This is a genomic window from Escherichia sp. XD33 (genome assembly GCF_019375075.1).
GTDB classification, from domain to species: domain Bacteria; phylum Pseudomonadota; class Gammaproteobacteria; order Enterobacterales; family Enterobacteriaceae; genus Enterobacter; species Enterobacter flexneri_A.
This window is the reverse complement of record NZ_JAENDM010000017.1, coordinates 81,526-99,319: the sequence shown is the minus strand read 5'-3', so window position 1 is coordinate 99,319 and position 17,794 is coordinate 81,526. Positions and strand designations below refer to the sequence as shown.

The 17,794-nt window shown below is 50.3% G+C and carries 11 protein-coding genes and 1 pseudogene; 4 read left to right on the top strand and 8 right to left on the bottom strand.

Features of this window, described 5'->3' with window-relative positions; genetic code table 11:
• Positions 1-119 precede the first annotated feature (119 nt).
• The 7 genes and pseudogenes from K0778_RS12440 to gltB form a co-directional block, all read right to left on the bottom strand.
• A pseudogene (locus tag K0778_RS12440) lies at positions 120-473 on the bottom strand (DUF1120 domain-containing protein); the annotation flags it as partial.
• On the bottom strand, positions 470-1,015 hold the full coding sequence (locus K0778_RS12435; protein ID WP_001618873.1) for a YhcE family protein: 546 nt from the start codon (positions 1,013-1,015) through the stop codon (positions 470-472). The pseudogene K0778_RS12440 and the gene K0778_RS12435, both read right to left, overlap by 4 nt.
• Entirely contained in the window at positions 1,012-3,393 is a 2,382-nt protein-coding gene (locus K0778_RS12430; protein WP_001618872.1) for a fimbrial biogenesis usher protein, read from the bottom strand. Before K0778_RS12430 ends, K0778_RS12435 begins: the two co-directional genes overlap by 4 nt.
• A gap of 20 nt (positions 3,394-3,413) precedes the next feature.
• The gene (locus K0778_RS12425) at positions 3,414-4,088 is read right to left on the bottom strand and encodes a fimbria/pilus chaperone family protein (protein ID WP_001311157.1); all 675 of its coding nucleotides are present in this window, start codon (positions 4,086-4,088) and stop codon (positions 3,414-3,416) included.
• 171 nt (positions 4,089-4,259) lie between these two features.
• The gene (locus K0778_RS12420) at positions 4,260-5,024 is read right to left on the bottom strand and encodes a DUF1120 domain-containing protein (protein WP_000465371.1); all 765 of its coding nucleotides are present in this window, start codon (positions 5,022-5,024) and stop codon (positions 4,260-4,262) included.
• 559 nt (positions 5,025-5,583) lie between these two features.
• A complete protein-coding gene (gene gltD, locus K0778_RS12415) occupies positions 5,584-7,002 on the bottom strand; it encodes a glutamate synthase subunit GltD (protein WP_000081674.1) in 1,419 nt (472 codons plus the stop codon).
• Positions 7,003-7,014: 12 nt separating this feature from the next.
• A complete protein-coding gene (gene gltB, locus K0778_RS12410) occupies positions 7,015-11,475 on the bottom strand; it encodes a glutamate synthase large subunit (protein ID WP_001406033.1) in 4,461 nt (1,486 codons plus the stop codon).
• A gap of 674 nt (positions 11,476-12,149) precedes the next feature.
• On the opposite strand from gltB, the gene K0778_RS12405 reads away from it, so the two are divergent.
• The 4 genes from K0778_RS12405 (at position 12,150) to mtgA (ending at position 17,119) form a co-directional block, all read left to right on the top strand.
• Positions 12,150-13,079, top strand: coding sequence for a TIGR01212 family radical SAM protein (locus K0778_RS12405; protein ID WP_001299745.1), 930 nt, complete (start codon positions 12,150-12,152; stop codon positions 13,077-13,079).
• Positions 13,080-13,174: 95 nt separating this feature from the next.
• Positions 13,175-15,511 carry an aerobic respiration two-component sensor histidine kinase ArcB gene (gene arcB, locus K0778_RS12400; RefSeq protein WP_000809774.1) on the top strand — a complete coding sequence of 779 codons (2,337 nt, stop codon included), beginning with the start codon at positions 13,175-13,177 and terminating at the stop codon, positions 15,509-15,511.
• A gap of 229 nt (positions 15,512-15,740) precedes the next feature.
• Entirely contained in the window at positions 15,741-16,394 is a 654-nt protein-coding gene (gene elbB / locus K0778_RS12395; protein WP_001300411.1) for an isoprenoid biosynthesis glyoxalase ElbB, read from the top strand.
• On the top strand, positions 16,391-17,119 hold the full coding sequence (gene mtgA, locus K0778_RS12390; protein WP_000047091.1) for a monofunctional biosynthetic peptidoglycan transglycosylase: 729 nt from the start codon (positions 16,391-16,393) through the stop codon (positions 17,117-17,119). The genes elbB and mtgA overlap by 4 nt, the downstream gene beginning before the upstream one ends.
• Here the strand turns inward: mtgA and yrbL are convergent.
• A complete protein-coding gene (yrbL, locus tag K0778_RS12385) occupies positions 17,116-17,748 on the bottom strand; it encodes a PhoP regulatory network protein YrbL (protein ID WP_000620405.1) in 633 nt (210 codons plus the stop codon). The two genes, mtgA and yrbL, sit on opposite strands and share 4 nt — an antisense overlap.
• Between the last annotated feature and the right edge of the window lie 46 nt (positions 17,749-17,794).

Genomic DNA, 17,794 nt, shown 5'->3' with positions numbered 1-17,794 from the left:
GTTTCTCCGGTCCTAAGACATCAATCATCTGCTCTCCAATGACTAGTCTAAAAACTAGTATTAAGACTATCACTTATTTAAGTGATATTGGTTGTCTGGAGATTCAGGGGGCCAGTCTACTGGCTAATATAACCTCCGCCATTTAAGGTATATTTTACACCACTCTGACCCCCACTATCTTTTCCGGTGGTCATACTATCCATTCGTGTATCACGAGCGGTAATCGCAATGCCGGTAGCGGATTCGCAAGTTATAGTCATATTAATATTACGTGTTCCAATCTGTGTGTAGTGCTGCGTTGAAAGTCTATTGACTGAATGACTACCGAAGTTAACAACTCCGCCGTTGCTTAGTATTGGAGTACAAGCTGCAGCTTCCAGAGTCACCTTAACGTCAATTGATACTCTATCAGCGGCTTGCGCTGACATGGCAAAAAAGGCACTTCCGGCAATCAGTAATTTTACATTGTTCATTTTGCCTCCACCAGGACCGTCAGATTGCCTGTAATATCTGTCATGTCGGTTAGTTCCCCTTCATCCTTAAAAGCTGGAGCCATTGTCAGTGTGAGGCTAACGCTTTTACCGCTATCAATTACCACTTCTTGACCATTTTGCATAAACACCAGCCAATTATTGGGGGAACTACTAATTGATGCTGTTCCTGTGCTGCCCGGATTGTCATTTTTGCCACTGGCTAACGCCAGGTCGAGATTGTTACTACCTGAAAATGCATCGCTGGCGATCAGATTTAATGAACCATTCGGGCCAAATCCAAATCCGTTGTTGGAAATATTAGCGGTATTCAACTGAACACGAATATGAGCGTCCTGATCGCATTGCATTACCAGCGTGATTGTTCTGTCTGCTAATTGTGTTGTTTTACCCCGGTCAACTTGGCGCATGGCAGCACTTCGTTTGCCATAGTCGATATTTTGTATGCTACTGGAGATATTACACTCTGCCTGAGCGGCCATGGCGAAGTTCAGCAGCAGGCATCCTGTTATTATCCGTTTCATTGGCACTCTCCTGTTGCTGTCTCATAGAACACATCTTTTGGTGCATCTTCTGGGAATGTAAGGTGAATACGGCATGATTGCTGCTCATCTTTTATATCTAGCACCATGTCCGGTTTGATGTTATTGAGGAATACAACACCGTCATCCACTGATGTTGTCAGATAGTTGCCTTCACTATCTTCAATCGCAACGCCTCTGGGCAGTTTTTTGCCGTCGGAAAGTGTGATATTGAGTAATGCACGGCGTTGTGTTATCGCACTGAATCCGACTTTCCCTACTGCACCACGGCCTTGTTTGATCATTTTTGTGCCGTTACCGATATCGACATTTTTTGGCAAGCTGGCGGTATCGATCTCAACTCCTGATGTTCGCCACGGCTGGATTGATGGAATGACGGCATTACCCCGAAAATCTGTCCATACTGGGCCTGCCTGAGATGTAATTCTGACACCTGCAATATTGTTATCCATTTTTGCGATGGCGAAAGTGTCATTGATAGTCCACGGTGAAAAGGTCACTCCCTGATCATGTACGGCAATACCACCTGACATCGTACCGTTGTAAGTACGGCTATCACTGCCGCTTGCTCCTGCGGCAAGGCTGACTTGGGTGTAATGGAGATTGGAACTGATACTGCCGTTCAAGCTCGTTTCACGTTCGTCGTGATCTCGTTCAGCATTCACATAGTAGGACATCTCATCTGAGACGACTCCCATGACACCAGTACCATAGTGGGTTTTATGATCGTCATGGCGAGTATACAGTGTGGCGGTGTTTGATCTGCCAAATGGAATACTGATGTTGACGTAGAACAGATCACCATCGTCTTCATTATTTTCTGAAGCACTAAGTTGATGCTGCCAGTTGACGGAAACCGTGGCGTGTTTGAACGCTTTGTTCCAGTTAATATTAAGGTTGCTTGAGTCATTGTCACCGTCGTAACTATATGTTTTATAGCCACTGATGTTGAAACCACCCAGAATGGAGTTAGACCAGTTTAAACCAAGCGCATAAGTGCTTTTAGTCGGATCGGTATAATCATCATCAATCGCTTCAGACAGTTCGCGATAATGGCGATCAGATCGAGTGAGGCTGGTTGTTAGCCCAAGTGAAAATGGGAGATTGTAGTTCGCGTCAAGACGATATTTCTGTCCTTGCAGTGAGTCTTTCGTATCCTGCGATGTACTAATTTGGCTGCTCACTGTTAAATCGGGCAGGGGAACCAGACTCGACCGGATTGATGCCGCCTGATAATTTTCTGCTACGATAACGCCGCCGTTCATTGCACTCCAGCGTGTCAGATTCCATCCGCTCGATGCACTAATTACCCAAGGTGATTCGTCATAGTCATCGTCTACCCGCCCTATCGCGAAGCGATAACCCTGGAAGCTTTCTACATGCTGATTAAACAGGGTGGAGGGAACAATATAGTTGTGCGAACTACCGTCTGTTTCGACAACGGTGACATTAAGATCACTATTACCATTGCGAACAGGTACATCAGGGATAGTGAATGCGCCCGCAGGAACCAGAATGGAATGAATTAAAACTCCTTGTTGACGAATCTCGACACGAGCCTGAGAGGTGTTGGCTATACCAGTAACTTGCACACCACTGCCGCTGGTTTGCAATGCGTTGTCCGGTGCGATTTCGATACCGTAAATACTGGCTCCTTCCAACACGCTATTATTGAGGTTAACTTCACCTGCTCGCATGAGTGTTTTAAGATCTGTAAAGGTACGTTGAAGGTAGGTTGACGAGTTCTGGTTACTGAATGTGCCATTTGTTTGTGTAAGGAACTGATGGCTGCGTAACATCCAGTCATTAATATTAATCCCGCCTTCAAGTGCAGCCTGGGAGTAGTCCGAACTCCCATTAGAAAATTCTGCACGGCTGCTCATCAGAGAGTAGTTTAGCAGCGCAGCTGTTCCACCAGTTGCTGCGTTTGTGAGATCCAACCCTATGGGAATGATCGCCTGTGGTGAAACGATAATATCTAACGCTTCCAGGTTAGGTAATGGTGTGATTGTGGTACCCGGGTAGGACAATATATAGTCGTAACAGCCATTTTTTTCTTCAGAAGGAATTTTTAAACCGGCTTGTTGCAGAAATGCCTGATCAAGACAAATGTCGCCATTTTCATCAAAGCGCGTAGCAATGTTGCCTTTTTTTTCGCCATTTACTGATACTATCAGTGAATATTCACCTGGCAAAAAACGGGCTGAACGGGAAAAATAATGCGATATATTAGGATCTACACCTAGTGATTTTAATGTTTCCCGATCAAAATCAACAGCGGCAATCTCTATACCATCTGCATTGGCTGGGGGAGAAAAGGCAAAACCAATGGTGTAGGCCAGTAACGTTTTTTTTAACATCCTTGTCGCTCCAGGCAAAGTTATTTTAAGTCAGTGACATATTTATTACCGCGATAACCATATCGGCTGGCTGGGTAAAACTCGACTTTTGTATCCGTAGCGTTTGTTAATGCAGTAGTTGTACTGGTGTGTGGTAGAAAATAGGTCTTATTTATAGCCCCCGTTTTTCCTGAAGGGAGCGTTTTAAATTGTAAGGTCATACGAACGACATAATTACTGGGGTTGCTAATCTCAATTTGGTCGCCATTTTTACGCCATTCCAGGAATTTCCAGGTCTCTCGCTCTTCCGGCAGGGAAGCCGGGTGGATCAGTACAGGTAGATCCTGACGAATTGAAACAGTAACTCTGCTGCTCTTGTCATCTTTTGGTGGAATACCTTCGAACGTTACGCGTTTCAGCTCTTCTGATTGCAGAGGAACAGTCGCCTGAAGTAAAAATCGAACCTGTTGTACTTGACCGGCTTCAACACGAATAACGGGCTGAGTCGGGATTAAACGAATTGATTTATTGCTTTCAGGCAAATCAACAATGGTGGTGTAAAGCAATGAAGGATGATCATCTGTATTCTTAATATTAATACTAGCTTCACCACGCTTTTCATCAACCAGCAATACTGATGTTTCAGGAACCATCCCTGTGGCTAAGGTATTCATTGATGTTGTTATAAATACAGTGAATGTAATGTGTCTGAGCATTTAAATTAAAACTCCTGTAATAATGATAAATAACGCAGAAACATATTGTTAATATATGTTATGCACTGTTTGCGATGAGATTGATTAAGACAGACCATGTCATAGGGCATAATCTGTCCGAGTTATAGCTAACTGGTTAATGCGTAAAAATAAAAACTGTATTACAAGTTCTTATAAATACTGAACGCTGATAGTGACGTTACCATCCAGTTTGATCGTTTCATCAGAACCAAGAATAGTATTGTCATTTACCGCAGCATCAATCAGTAACGGGAAGGTGACCGCTGTAATGGCAACAGGTGTCAGTTCCCCTGTTTTTGCAACAGAATAACCGCGCTCGATTGCTGAGCAACTTGTCAGCGAGCAGAATGCGCCATTAGATGAGGCTTTCCATGTGGGGGTCGCTGCTGACCAGTGGTCAGTTTGAATCAGGTCGACAGGAATTTCACCTGTATCGTCCGCCGCGTGAATCCCACCATTAGACCTGTCAATACCAATGGATGCAGCGCCAATTTTTTGTCCATTAGGCGCAGAACCTAAACCAAAGGCGTTTTTCGTTCCCTTCATATCTACGAGAGTATCATAAGCTTTTTCAATATAGGATGTGTCGTTTAACGCTACAATGGTCGACTGACGGTTATCCTTGGAGGTTACAGCAATTAGCGTTGGTGCTGTGCAGGTTATATTTAATGTGCTGTTTTTGCGGCCCAGTTGAACCAGTTTATTACTTTTACCGGTCGGATTCAGCGCACTGTTATGATGTTTCCCATAGTCAACAATGCCGCCGCCCGTAACAACTGGGGTACATGCACCAGGGGTATACTCGCCGATGATAGTTAATTCTGTATCAGTTGAATCTGTTGCCATGGCACTGAATGCTGCAACAGAAAGTGCTGCACAAATAGCAGCTGTTGTGAGGTTCTTTTTGAAAAACATATGAACATATCCTTAATAACAAATTTATTTTTTAAAATAAAAAGCTGAAGCAGTATATATATCTGTTTGTGAATGTAAATAAATAACTCGTTCAGAAATAGCCAACTTGCTGGGATGTATTTATTTAATGAATTTTATAGCTACGATCATGTGAATAATAAGGTGCTGGTGAGGTGGTTTGTGGTGATAATTATTCATTGCATGAATGTTTGCGCTGAAAAATAGGAAAATATATAGATAATTAAGGATAATATATTGGTTTTTTATATTCATATTTTGTATATTAATATCGAGACAATTTACATGGAATGAAAAGACTGAATAGCTTGCAGAATCGGTATTGTCAGAGGTGTTAACAAGTAATTGAGACGGATTGTAAATGAGAAATTGCTTGATATGCTTCACTCATCAGACTTGGTGAACAAAGCACAATTTATTGAAAATTATCCCTATTATAGGAAAGGTCAAACGCTCATGCCGCATTTGCCAGAAAACAACGCGCACTTCGTCAGTAATTTGATTCGCCAGACACAGTCTGGCGAATTCATTGTTACCTCGCTTAAACTTCCAGCCAGTTCATAATACCGTCTGCCGCCTTACGACCTTCGGCAATAGCGGTCACCACCAGATCGGAACCACGGACGATATCGCCGCCAGCAAAGATTTTCGGGTTGCTGGTCTGGAAGGCGTTGTCGCTGCCTTCCGGGGCGATGATGCGGCCTTGTGAATCCAGCTCGACGCTGTGTTTTGCCAGCCATTCCATGTTGTGTGGACGGAAACCAAACGCCATGATCACCGCATCTGCCGGAACGATATGTTCGGAACCTGCAACGATCTCCGCGCGGCGACGGCCTTTGGCGTCCGGTTCGCCCATTTCGGTACGCACCATTTTTACGCCGCTGACTTTGCCGTTACCGTTCACTTCAATACCCAGCGGCTGGACGTTGAATTTGAACTCTACGCCTTCTTCCCGCGCGTTTTTCACTTCGCGGCGGGAACCCGGCATGTTCTCTTCATCACGACGATAGGCACAGGTAACGTGCTTCGCTCCCTGGCGCACGGACGTACGCACGCAGTCCATCGCAGTGTCGCCACCGCCAAGGACCACCACGCGTTTGCCTTCCATGCTGACGAACGGTTCGTCGCGGGTTTCACCAAAGCCCATTAACTGTTTGGTGTTGGCGATGAGGAACGGCAGCGCTGCGTACACGCCATCGGCGTCTTCGTTTTCCAGCCCGCCGCGCATTGACTGATAAGTCCCGACGCCAAGGAACACGGCATCGTAATCACTCAGCAGATCGTCCAGCTGTACGTCGCGGCCCACTTCGGTATTGAGTTTGAATTCAATACCCATGCCGGTGAAGATTTCACGGCGACGCGTCATTACCTCTTTTTCCAGCTTGAAGGCCGGAATACCGAAGGTCAGCAGCCCGCCAATTTCTGGATGACGGTCGAAGACAACGGCTTTTACGCCGTTACGCGTCAGGACATCCGCACACGCCAGACCTGCCGGGCCTGCGCCGATAATCGCCACTTTTTTACCGGTCTGTTTCACACCAGACATATCCGGACGCCAGCCCATCTCGAACGCTTTATCGTTGATATAGCGCTCAATGTTGCCGATGGTCACCGCGCCAAACTCATCGTTCAGAGTGCAGGAACCTTCGCACAGACGGTCTTGCGGGCAGACTCGTCCGCAAACTTCCGGCAGGGTGTTGGTCTGGTGCGACAGTTCCGCCGCTTCAAAAATACGCCCCTCGTTGGCGAGCTTCAGCCAGTTCGGGATGTAGTTGTGTACCGGGCATTTCCACTCGCAGTATGGGTTGCCGCACGACAGGCAGCGGTCAGCCTGCGCTTTGGCCTGGCCTTCGGAAAACGGCTCGTAAATTTCAACAAACTCAATTTTGCGGATCTTCAGCGGTTTCTTTGGCGGATCAACGCGCTGCAGGTCGATAAATTGATAAACATTCTGACTCATTGTTGCTACCCCTTACTGCGCCTGCACGCGCAACTCAGCTGCGCTACGACTACGGTGACCCAGCAGTGCTTTTACATCACTGGACTTCGGTTTAACCAGCGCAAATTTAGTGGCGAAGGTTGACCAGTTCGCCAGAATCTCTTCACCGCGCTGAGAGCCGGTATGCTGCACATGCTCGGTGATAAGACCACGCAGATGCTCTTCATGGATCGCCAGAGCGTCAACGCTTAAGACCTCGACCAGTTCCGGGTTAACGCGTTTGCGGAAATCGCCGCTTTCATCGAGAACGTAAGCGAAACCGCCGGTCATGCCCGCACCGAAGTTAACGCCGGTTTTACCCAGAATGCAGACGATACCACCCGTCATATATTCACAACCGTTGTCGCCAATGCCTTCTACCACGGTGATAGCACCGGAGTTACGCACGCCGAAACGTTCACCCGCGCGGCCTGCGGCATACAGACGACCACCGGTCGCGCCATACAGGCAGGTGTTGCCGATAATGCTTGCTTCATGGCTGCGGAAGGCGGAACCAACCGGAGGACGAATGGCGATTAAGCCGCCCGCCATGCCTTTACCGACATAGTCGTTGGCATCACCGGTCAGGTACAGTTCCACGCCGCCCGCGTTCCACACGCCGAAGCTCTGGCCTGCGGTGCCGTTGAAGTACGCTTTGATAGGATCGGCTGCCAGCCCCTGATCGCCGTGCGTCTGGGCGATATAGCCTGAAAGCGACGCGCCGACAGAACGGTCGGTGTTGCGAATATCGAACCAGAAGGTTTTGCTCTGGCGCTCATCGACAAACGGTTTCGCCTGTTGCAGCAACTGCGCGTTCAGCAGGCCGTTATCAAACGGCGGGTTGTTTTCGGTGCAGTAGAGTGCCTTACCTGGATGCGGTTCGGCAGTCTCCAGCAGCTTCGACAGCGCCAGCTTCTGCTGTTTGGCGGTGAAACCGTCCAGCTCTTTCAGCAGGTCGGTGCGACCAATCAGATCCACCAGACGTGTTACGCCAAGCTGTGCCATCAGCTCGCGGGTTTCACGGGCGATAAACTCAAAGTAATTCGTCACCTTGAATGGCAGGCCGTGATAGTGGTTCTTACGCAGTTTGTCATCCTGAGTTGCTACACCCGTTGCGCAGTTGTTCAGATGGCAAATACGTAGATATTTACAGCCGAGCGCCACCATCGGGCCAGTGCCGAAGCCGAAGCTTTCTGCGCCGAGAATCGCCGCCTTGATGATATCGACACCCGTTTTCAGGCCGCCATCGACCTGCAAACGGATCTTGTGACGCAAGCCGTTAGCAACCAGCGCCTGCTGGGTTTCAACAAGCCCCAGCTCCCACGGACAGCCTGCGTATTTCACCGATGAAAGCGGACTTGCGCCGGTGCCGCCGTCATAGCCTGCGATGGTGATCAAGTCCGCATAAGCTTTTGCCACGCCAGTCGCGATGGTGCCTACTCCCGGTTCGGAAACCAGCTTCACGGAGATCATCGCTTTCGGGTTAACCTGCTTGAGGTCGAAAATGAGCTGCGCTAAGTCCTCGATAGAGTAGATATCGTGGTGCGGCGGCGGGGAGATCAGCGTCACTCCGGGCACCGAATAGCGCAGTTTGGCGATGTAAGGCGTGACTTTATCACCCGGCAACTGACCGCCTTCGCCTGGCTTCGCGCCCTGGGCGACTTTAATCTGAATGACGTCGGCATTGACCAGATACGCCGGAGTAACCCCAAAGCGACCGGAAGCCACCTGCTTGATGCGCGACACTTTGTTGGTGCCGTAGCGCGCCGGGTCTTCGCCGCCTTCACCGGAGTTCGAATTACCGCCGATGCTGTTCATCGCTTCCGCCAGCGCCTCGTGGGCTTCCGGGCTTAACGCGCCGATAGACATCGCGGCGGTATCAAAGCGTTTAAACAGTTCGCTTGCCGGTTCAACATCAGCAATGTTGACCGCGTTTTCACCCGGCGTAATTGCCAGCAGATCGCGCAGCGTGGTTGCCGGACGCTCATTAACCAGCTTCGCGTATTCCTGATAGTCGCTGTACTCGCCGCTTTGTACCGCTTGTTGCAGCGTGCGCACCACGTCCGGGTTGTAGGCGTGGTATTCGCCGCCGTGGACGTATTTCAGCAGGCCGCCCTGGCTGATGGGCTTACGCGCCAGCCAGGCACGTTTCGACAGATTCAGCAGATCCTGCTGGAAGTCTTCAAAGCTTGCCCCACCAATGCGGCTGACCGCCCCCTGGAAGCACAGGCCCACTACATCATCGTGTAGACCGACCGCTTCAAACAGTTTCGAGCAGCGGTAAGAGGCGATGGTGGAGATGCCCATTTTGGACATGATTTTGTACAAGCCTTTGTTGATGCCGTTACGGTAGTTGAGCATCACGGTACGATAATCTTTGGCAATCGCATGGGTGTCTACCAGGCGGCCCAGCGTTTCATAGGCAAGGTATGGATAAATAGCCGTCGCGCCGAAGCCCAGCAACACGGCGAAGTGGTGCGGATCGCGGGCGCTGGCGGTTTCGACGATGATGTTGGCATCGCAACGCAGGCTTTGATCGACCAGACGGGTCTGGATCGCGCCAACCGCCATCGGGGCTGGAACCGGCAGGCGATCTTTAGCGATATTCCGGTCGGAGAGCACCAGCAGCACGGTGCCGCTACGTACCATTTTTTCGGCTTTGTCGCACAGCTCTTTGACTGTCGCTTCGAGCGTGGTTTTAGTGACGTCAAAGGTGATATCCAGCGTATCTGCGCGGTAGTGCTCCTCTTTCATCGTCGTGAGCTGTTTGAAATCGGAGTAGAGCAGAATCGGCGATTTAAAGCTTAAACGGTGCGCCTGGCCCTCTGCTTCGCAAAAGACGTTCATTTCACGACCGATACTGGTGGCGAGCGACATAACATGCGCTTCACGCAGCGGGTCGATTGGCGGGTTAGTCACCTGGGCAAACTGCTGGCGGAAGTAGTCGTAAATAATGCGCGGCTGACTGGAAAGCACGGCGAATGGGGTATCATCGCCCATCGAACCGACCGCTTCCTGACCGTTTTCGCCCAGTACGCGAATTACGGAGTCCAGCTCTTCCGCGCTGTAGTTAAACTGTTTCTGGTAGCTGGCAAGCGTGTCGTCGTCCAGTTCGCGGCTACCCACTTCTTCATCGGGCAGATCTTCAAACGGTACCAGTCGGCGGACGTTTTTCTCCATCCACTCTTTATATGGATGGCGGCTTTTCAGATCGTCATCGGTTTCTGCCGAGTGCAGAATACGCCCACTGCGGGTGTCGATAACCATCAGTTCGCCTGGCCCGACGCGGCCTTTTTCGACCACTTCGTCAGGCTGGTAATCCCAGATACCGACTTCAGAGGCGCAGGTGATGAGCTTATCTTTGGTGATGACGTAGCGCGCCGGACGCAGACCGTTACGGTCGAGGTTACAGGCGGCAAAACGACCGTCGGACATCACGATGCCCGCCGGGCCATCCCACGGCTCCATATGCATGGAGTTAAAGTCAAAGAAGGCACGCAGTTCCGGGTCCATATCCGGGTTGTTCTGCCAGGCGGGGGGTACTAATAGACGCATGGCGCGGATGATATCCATCCCGCCTGCCAGCAGCAGTTCCAGCATGTTATCCATGGAACTGGAGTCAGAGCCGGTTTCGTTGACGAACGGTGCGGCGTCGTGCAGATCAGGGATAAGCGGCGTCTGGAATTTATAGGTACGCGCACGCGCCCATTGGCGGTTACCGGTGATGGTGTTGATTTCACCGTTATGCGCCAGATAGCGGAACGGTTGCGCCAGCGGCCAGCGCGGTACGGTGTTAGTGGAGAAGCGCTGGTGGAACAGGCAAATGGCCGATTCCAGACGCAGGTCCGCAAGATCCAGATAAAAGCGCGGCAGATCCGCCGGCATACACAGACCTTTATAGATGTTCACCAGATTCGACAGGCTACAGACGTAGAAGTCTTTGTCGGCTTCGAGACGCTTTTCAATGCGGCGGCGGGCGATAAACAGACGGCGCTCCATATCGCGTGGACGCCAGCCTGCCGGGGCGTTCACAAAAATTTGCTCAATGCGTGGCAGAGAGGAGAGGGCGATTTCACCCAGCACGCCTTCGTTAGTGGGGACATCACGCCAGCCCACAATCGACAAGGTTTCGCGTTGCAGCTCTTCTTCAACGATGCGGCGTGCGGCAGCGGCGAGTTCAGGATCTTTATTCAGGAATAGCATCCCGACGGCGTAGTTTTTCGCTAAACGCCAGCCGCGCTCCTGCGCAACGATGCGAAAAAAGCGATCCGGTTTTTGTAACAGCAAGCCGCAACCGTCACCGGTTTTACCATCGGCGAGAATCGCGCCACGGTGCTGCATGCGGGCCAGTGCGTGTATTGCAGTACGCACTACCTTGTGGCTAGGTTCGCCTTCTATGTGGGCGATCAGGCCGAAACCACAGTTATCCCTCTCAAGGGATTTATCGTACAACATATCGTGAACCTCCCCCAGGCTCTGCGGGAACCCCACTTCCGAACCGCTGCGCACGGGCACAGAAAGAGCGTGGCGACGGGGTTTGCGTGTCATACGCGCGCCTCGCATTCGCCCCCTTGTTGTCCTTTTCGCATCGGTTAATACGGTGAAGAGGGGATCTCAATTACTGCATAAATATGATGAGCAGGCTGCTCATCCAGAAAGCTTCCAGCGGATTTCCAACTTATCGGGAAAGCTGATACAGGTCAAATAGCAAGCTTATTGGTACAGAAATGTGCTTTAGCGCAAAATTCTTTATTAACTGACTGAAATTAAAATAGATTTTATCTTTAAGGCTAAAAGGGAAGTCGTTAGAGAAACAGTCAATTCCTGACTGTCATAAAGGCGTGTTAACCCTTATCCTGCCTTGAACTGACGAGAAAACCAGCATTTTATACTGCCTTAATTGGTAATGACGTTTCATGCTACTGTTTTTGCCTAAAATCCATAAGGAGATAAAAAAATCTGACACAAGATAAGCAAAAGTGATTTATGTGATTATGCATGAAATTTCGGTAATTTTGATTGATTATGCAGTTGATAAAAGCAGACCGGGACGATTGATCCAGGTCATCGCCGAATTGAGCTAAAAATGGCAGGCTTTGGCCTCTTTTCAAGGCGCGGTCTATCAGATTATGCAGTTACAGAAATTAGTCAATATGTTTGGTGGTGATCTCACCCGTCGTTATGGGCAAAAGGTGCATAAGCTGACGCTGCACGGCGGTTTTAGCTGCCCTAACCGTGACGGTACCATCGGGCGTGGTGGCTGCACATTCTGTAATGTGGCCTCGTTTGCCGATGAAGCGCAGCAGCATCGTTCCATTGCCGAGCAACTGGCGCACCAGGCGAATTTAGTTAACCGTGCTAAACGCTATCTGGCCTACTTTCAGGCGTATACCAGCACCTTTGCGGAAGTTCAGGTGCTGCGTTCTATGTATCAGCAGGCGGTGAGCCAGGCCAATATTGTCGGTTTGTGTGTTGGTACCCGCCCGGACTGCGTGCCGGATGCGGTGCTGGATCTGCTTTGCGAATATAAGGACCAGGGTTACGAAGTGTGGCTGGAGCTGGGGCTACAAACCGCCCACGACAAAACACTGCATCGCATCAACCGCGGCCATGATTTTGCCTGTTATCAGCGTACAACCCAGCTGGCACGTCAGCGCGGGCTGAAGGTGTGTTCCCACTTAATTGTCGGCCTGCCTGGCGAAGGGCAGGCTGAATGTTTGCAAACGCTGGAGCGAGTGGTTGAAACCGGCGTGGACGGCATAAAGCTGCATCCGCTGCATATTGTGAAAGGCAGCATTATGGCGAAAGCCTGGGAAGCGGGGCGTTTGAACGGTATTGAACTGGAGGATTACACGCTCACTGCCGGAGAAATGATTCGCCATACGCCACCGGAAGTGATCTACCACCGCATTTCCGCCAGCGCCCGTCGCCCGACGCTGCTTGCTCCGCTGTGGTGCGAAAATCGATGGACGGGAATGGTCGAGCTGGATCGCTATCTGAATGAACATGGCGTACAGGGATCGGCGCTGGGACGTCCGTGGCTACCTCCAACGGAGTAGGTCGTTGAGGGGAATTCCGCATTTCTCACACAATTTATAACGTAACTGTCAGAATTGGGTATTATTGGGGCAGGTTGTCGTGAAGGAATTCCCTAATGAAGCAAATTCGTCTGCTGGCGCAGTATTATGTTGACCTGATGATGAAGTTAGGTCTGGTGCGCTTCTCAATGTTGCTGGCGCTGGCCCTCGTCGTTCTTGCCATTGTGGTACAAATGGCGGTAACCATGGTGCTGCATGGTCAGGTCGAAAGCATTGATGTTATTCGTTCTATCTTCTTTGGTTTGCTGATTACGCCGTGGGCGGTCTACTTTCTATCGGTGGTCGTCGAGCAACTGGAGGAGTCACGACAACGTCTGTCACGGCTGGTGCAAAAACTGGAGGAGATGCGCGAGCGCGATTTGAGCCTCAACGTTCAGTTAAAAGATAATATTGCCCAGCTAAATCAGGAAATTGCCGTTCGTGAAAAAGCGGAAGCAGAACTGCAGGAAACCTTCGGCCAACTGAAAATTGAAATCAAAGAGCGCGAAGAGACACAAATTCAGCTCGAGCAGCAATCCTCATTCTTACGTTCCTTCCTTGATGCTTCACCCGACCTGGTTTTTTATCGTAACGAAGATAAAGAGTTTTCCGGCTGTAACCGCGCGATGGAGCTGCTGACCGGAAAAAGCGAAAAACAACTGGTTCACCTGAAACCTGCTGATGTTTACTCACCGGAAGCCGCCGCAAAAGTCATTGAAACCGATGAAAAAGTGTTCCGTCATAATGTGTCACTGACCTATGAACAGTGGCTGGATTACCCGGACGGGCGCAAAGCCTGCTTTGAAATCCGTAAAGTGCCGTACTACGACCGCGTGGGTAAACGTCACGGTTTGATGGGCTTTGGTCGCGACATTACCGAGCGTAAGCGGTATCAGGATGCGCTTGAACGGGCCAGCCGCGACAAAACGACGTTTATCTCCACCATCAGTCACGAATTGCGTACACCGCTGAACGGTATCGTCGGTCTGAGCCGCATTCTGCTGGATACCGAACTCACCGCCGAGCAGGAAAAATATCTCAAGACCATCCATGTTTCGGCCGTCACGCTGGGGAATATCTTTAACGATATTATCGACATGGATAAGATGGAACGGCGCAAGGTCCAGCTTGATAATCAACCGGTTGATTTCACCAGCTTCCTTGCCGATCTGGAAAATCTCTCCGCATTGCAGGCGCAACAAAAAGGATTGCGCTTTAACCTGGAGCCGACGCTGCCATTACCGCATCAGGTCATTACCGACGGGACGCGTTTACGGCAGATCCTGTGGAACCTCATCAGTAACGCCGTCAAATTCACCCAGCAAGGCCAGGTTACCGTGCGCGTGCGCTACGATGAAGGCGATATGCTGCATTTTGAAGTGGAAGACTCTGGTATCGGCATTCCGCAGGATGAGCTGGATAAAATTTTCGCCATGTATTACCAGGTGAAAGACAGTCATGGCGGTAAACCTGCCACCGGCACCGGTATTGGTCTGGCCGTTTCTCGTCGTCTGGCGAAAAATATGGGCGGCGATATTACGGTTACCAGCGAACAGGGCAAAGGTTCAACCTTTACGTTGACGATCCACGCACCGTCGGTAGCAGAAGAGGTCGATGATGCGTTTGATGAAGACGATATGCCTTTACCGGCGCTGAATGTGCTGCTGGTGGAAGACATTGAACTGAACGTGATTGTTGCGCGTTCTGTGCTGGAAAAATTAGGTAACAGCGTTGATGTCGCCATGACCGGCAAGGCGGCGCTGGAGATGTTTAAACCGGGCGAATACGACCTGGTGTTGCTGGATATTCAGTTGCCAGATATGACCGGGCTGGATATCTCTCGTGAACTGACGAAACGTTATCCGCGCGAGGATTTACCGCCGCTGGTGGCCTTAACCGCTAACGTGCTGAAAGACAAACAAGAGTACCTCAATGCTGGAATGGATGATGTGCTGAGTAAGCCGCTTTCTGTTCCGGCGCTAACCGCGATGATCAAGAAATTCTGGGATACCCAGGATGATGAGGAGAGTACGGTGACGACAGAAGAGAACAGTAAATCAGAAGCATTGCTCGATATTCCCATGCTGGAACAGTATCTCGAACTTGTAGGACCGAAGCTGATCACCGACGGGTTAGCGGTGTTTGAGAAGATGATGCCGGGCTATGTCAGCGTGCTGGAGTCGAATCTGACGGCGCAGGATAAAAAAGGCATTGTTGAGGAAGGACATAAAATTAAAGGTGCGGCGGGGTCAGTGGGGTTACGCCATCTGCAACAGCTGGGTCAGCAAATTCAGTCTCCTGACCTTCCGGCCTGGGAAGATAACGTCGGTGAATGGATTGAAGAGATGAAAGAAGAGTGGCGTCACGACGTAGAAGTGCTGAAAGCGTGGGTGGCAAAAGCCACTAAAAAATGACCCCGGCTAGACCGGGGTGCGCGAATACTGCGCCAACACCAGGGAAATCTTGGCTGCGCCGTAAATTATTATGATGAGTTACAAGGGCACAGCACTGTTTTTCAGGCCGCACGCAGTTAAGATAGCAAAACTTAAATGATTTGTTACATGAATCAGTTAAATGTGTGATGCGTACCATTTTTATTAAAAAAATTAATGTGTTTCAGTCAATTGCGAAAGGATGATCACAATGAAGAAAATTGGCGTAATTCTGAGCGGATGCGGCGTCTATGACGGTTCTGAAATTCATGAAGCGGTGTTGACGTTGTTAGCTATTTCACGCAGCGGTGCGCAGGCGGTCTGCTTTGCACCGGATAAGCAGCAGGTTGATGTTATCAACCATTTAACTGGCGAAGCGATGACGGAAACGCGCAATGTGCTGATTGAAGCGGCACGAATAACGCGCGGTGAAATCCGTCCTCTGGCCCAGGCCGATGCCGCTGAACTGGATGCGTTGATTGTGCCGGGGGGGTTTGGCGCGGCGAAGAATTTAAGCAATTTTGCCAGTCTTGGTAGCGAATGCACCGTTGACCGTGAATTAAAGGCGCTGGCACAAGCGATGCATCAGGCCGGAAAACCGCTTGGTTTTATGTGTATTGCCCCGGCGATGCTGCCGAAAATTTTCGATTTCCCGCTGCGTTTGACCATCGGTACTGATATCGATACCGCAGAAGTGCTGGAAGAGATGGGCGCGGAGCATGTGCCGTGTCCTGTCGATGATATCGTGGTTGATGAAGACAATAAGATTGTCACCACCCCAGCATATATGCTGGCGCAGAACATTGCAGAAGCGGCGAGCGGCATTGATAAGCTGGTTTCCCGCGTGCTGGTTCTGGCTGAATGAGTAAAAGCCGCTTAACGGTGTTTAGTTTCGTTCGCCGTTTTCTTTTGCGGTTAATGGTTGTCCTCGCCGTTTTCTGGGGCGGGGGCATCGCGTTGTTTAGCGTTGCGCCTGTTCCCTTCTCAGCGGTAATGGTCGAGCGACAGGTCAGCGCCTGGCTGCATGGCAATTTTCGTTACGTGGCACATTCTGACTGGGTCAGTATGGATCAAATCTCGCCGTGGATGGGACTGGCGGTGATTGCCGCAGAAGATCAGAAATTTCCTGAGCACTGGGGCTTTGATGTCGCTTCCATTGAGAAAGCCCTGGCGCACAACGAGCGCAATGAAAACCGTATTCGCGGTGCTTCAACGATTTCTCAACAGACAGCCAAAAATCTCTTTTTATGGGATGGGCGTAGCTGGGTTCGAAAAGGGCTGGAAGCCGGATTAACGCTGGGGATAGAAACGGTCTGGAGCAAAAAGCGTATCCTGACGGTTTACCTGAATATCGCCGAATTTGGCGACGGTGTGTTTGGCGTCGAAGCTGCGGCACAACGTTATTTCCACAAACCCGCGAGCAAACTTACCCGGTCGGAAGCTGCATTACTGGCAGCTGTATTACCTAATCCACTTCGTTTCAAAGTCTCCTCGCCATCGGGCTACGTGCGTAGCCGTCAGGCGTGGATTTTACGGCAGATGTATCAGTTAGGCGGTGAGCCGTTTATGCAACAACACCAGCTGGATTAAGCTTCGCGCGAAGTGAGGGCCAGCGTTTTGCTCTCACGAGGTTGCAGATCTTTCTGCAGGGCAATAGCCAGCGCCGGTTGGGCGATAAATCGTTTCCATAACCGCTCTTGCTTACGCAGACAACACCACTTCGACCAGGTCGCCAGTGGAATCAATGTGCTTTCACCAATGTTGTCGCAGACGACCGGGATAACCTCTGACTCACTGATGCGGTGACAGAGGATATTCTGCGGCTTCAGCGACATCGTCACGATACGGTTATCCTGCAAATAACGCTTCAGCTGTTTCAGTAGCTGGCGCAGTTGTGCAATGTCTTCTTCGTAACGGCATTGTTCAGCAAATTCGGTCAGCGTAATGGAAGGCTTGCCGTCAAAATCTGCAATCACATCGTAGACATAACCGGTTCCGCAATCCGTCTCAACGGTACCGTGATAGCGCGGTATTCCACTCCAGTCTTTTAACCGGCGACCAAGATGCGCGTAGTACTTTAACTCACGGCGGATCTCTTTATCGCCACCATCGCCACGATGGTAGACAATCTTGATACAGCGTTGGGCATCTTCCGGATGCGCATAACATTTCCGATGTCTTCCGGTGCCCAGGGGACTTTGTTCAGATAAGCGAATCATGCCATCTCCTGGAAATATTTTCTGACGATCTCCAGTATGGTCGATT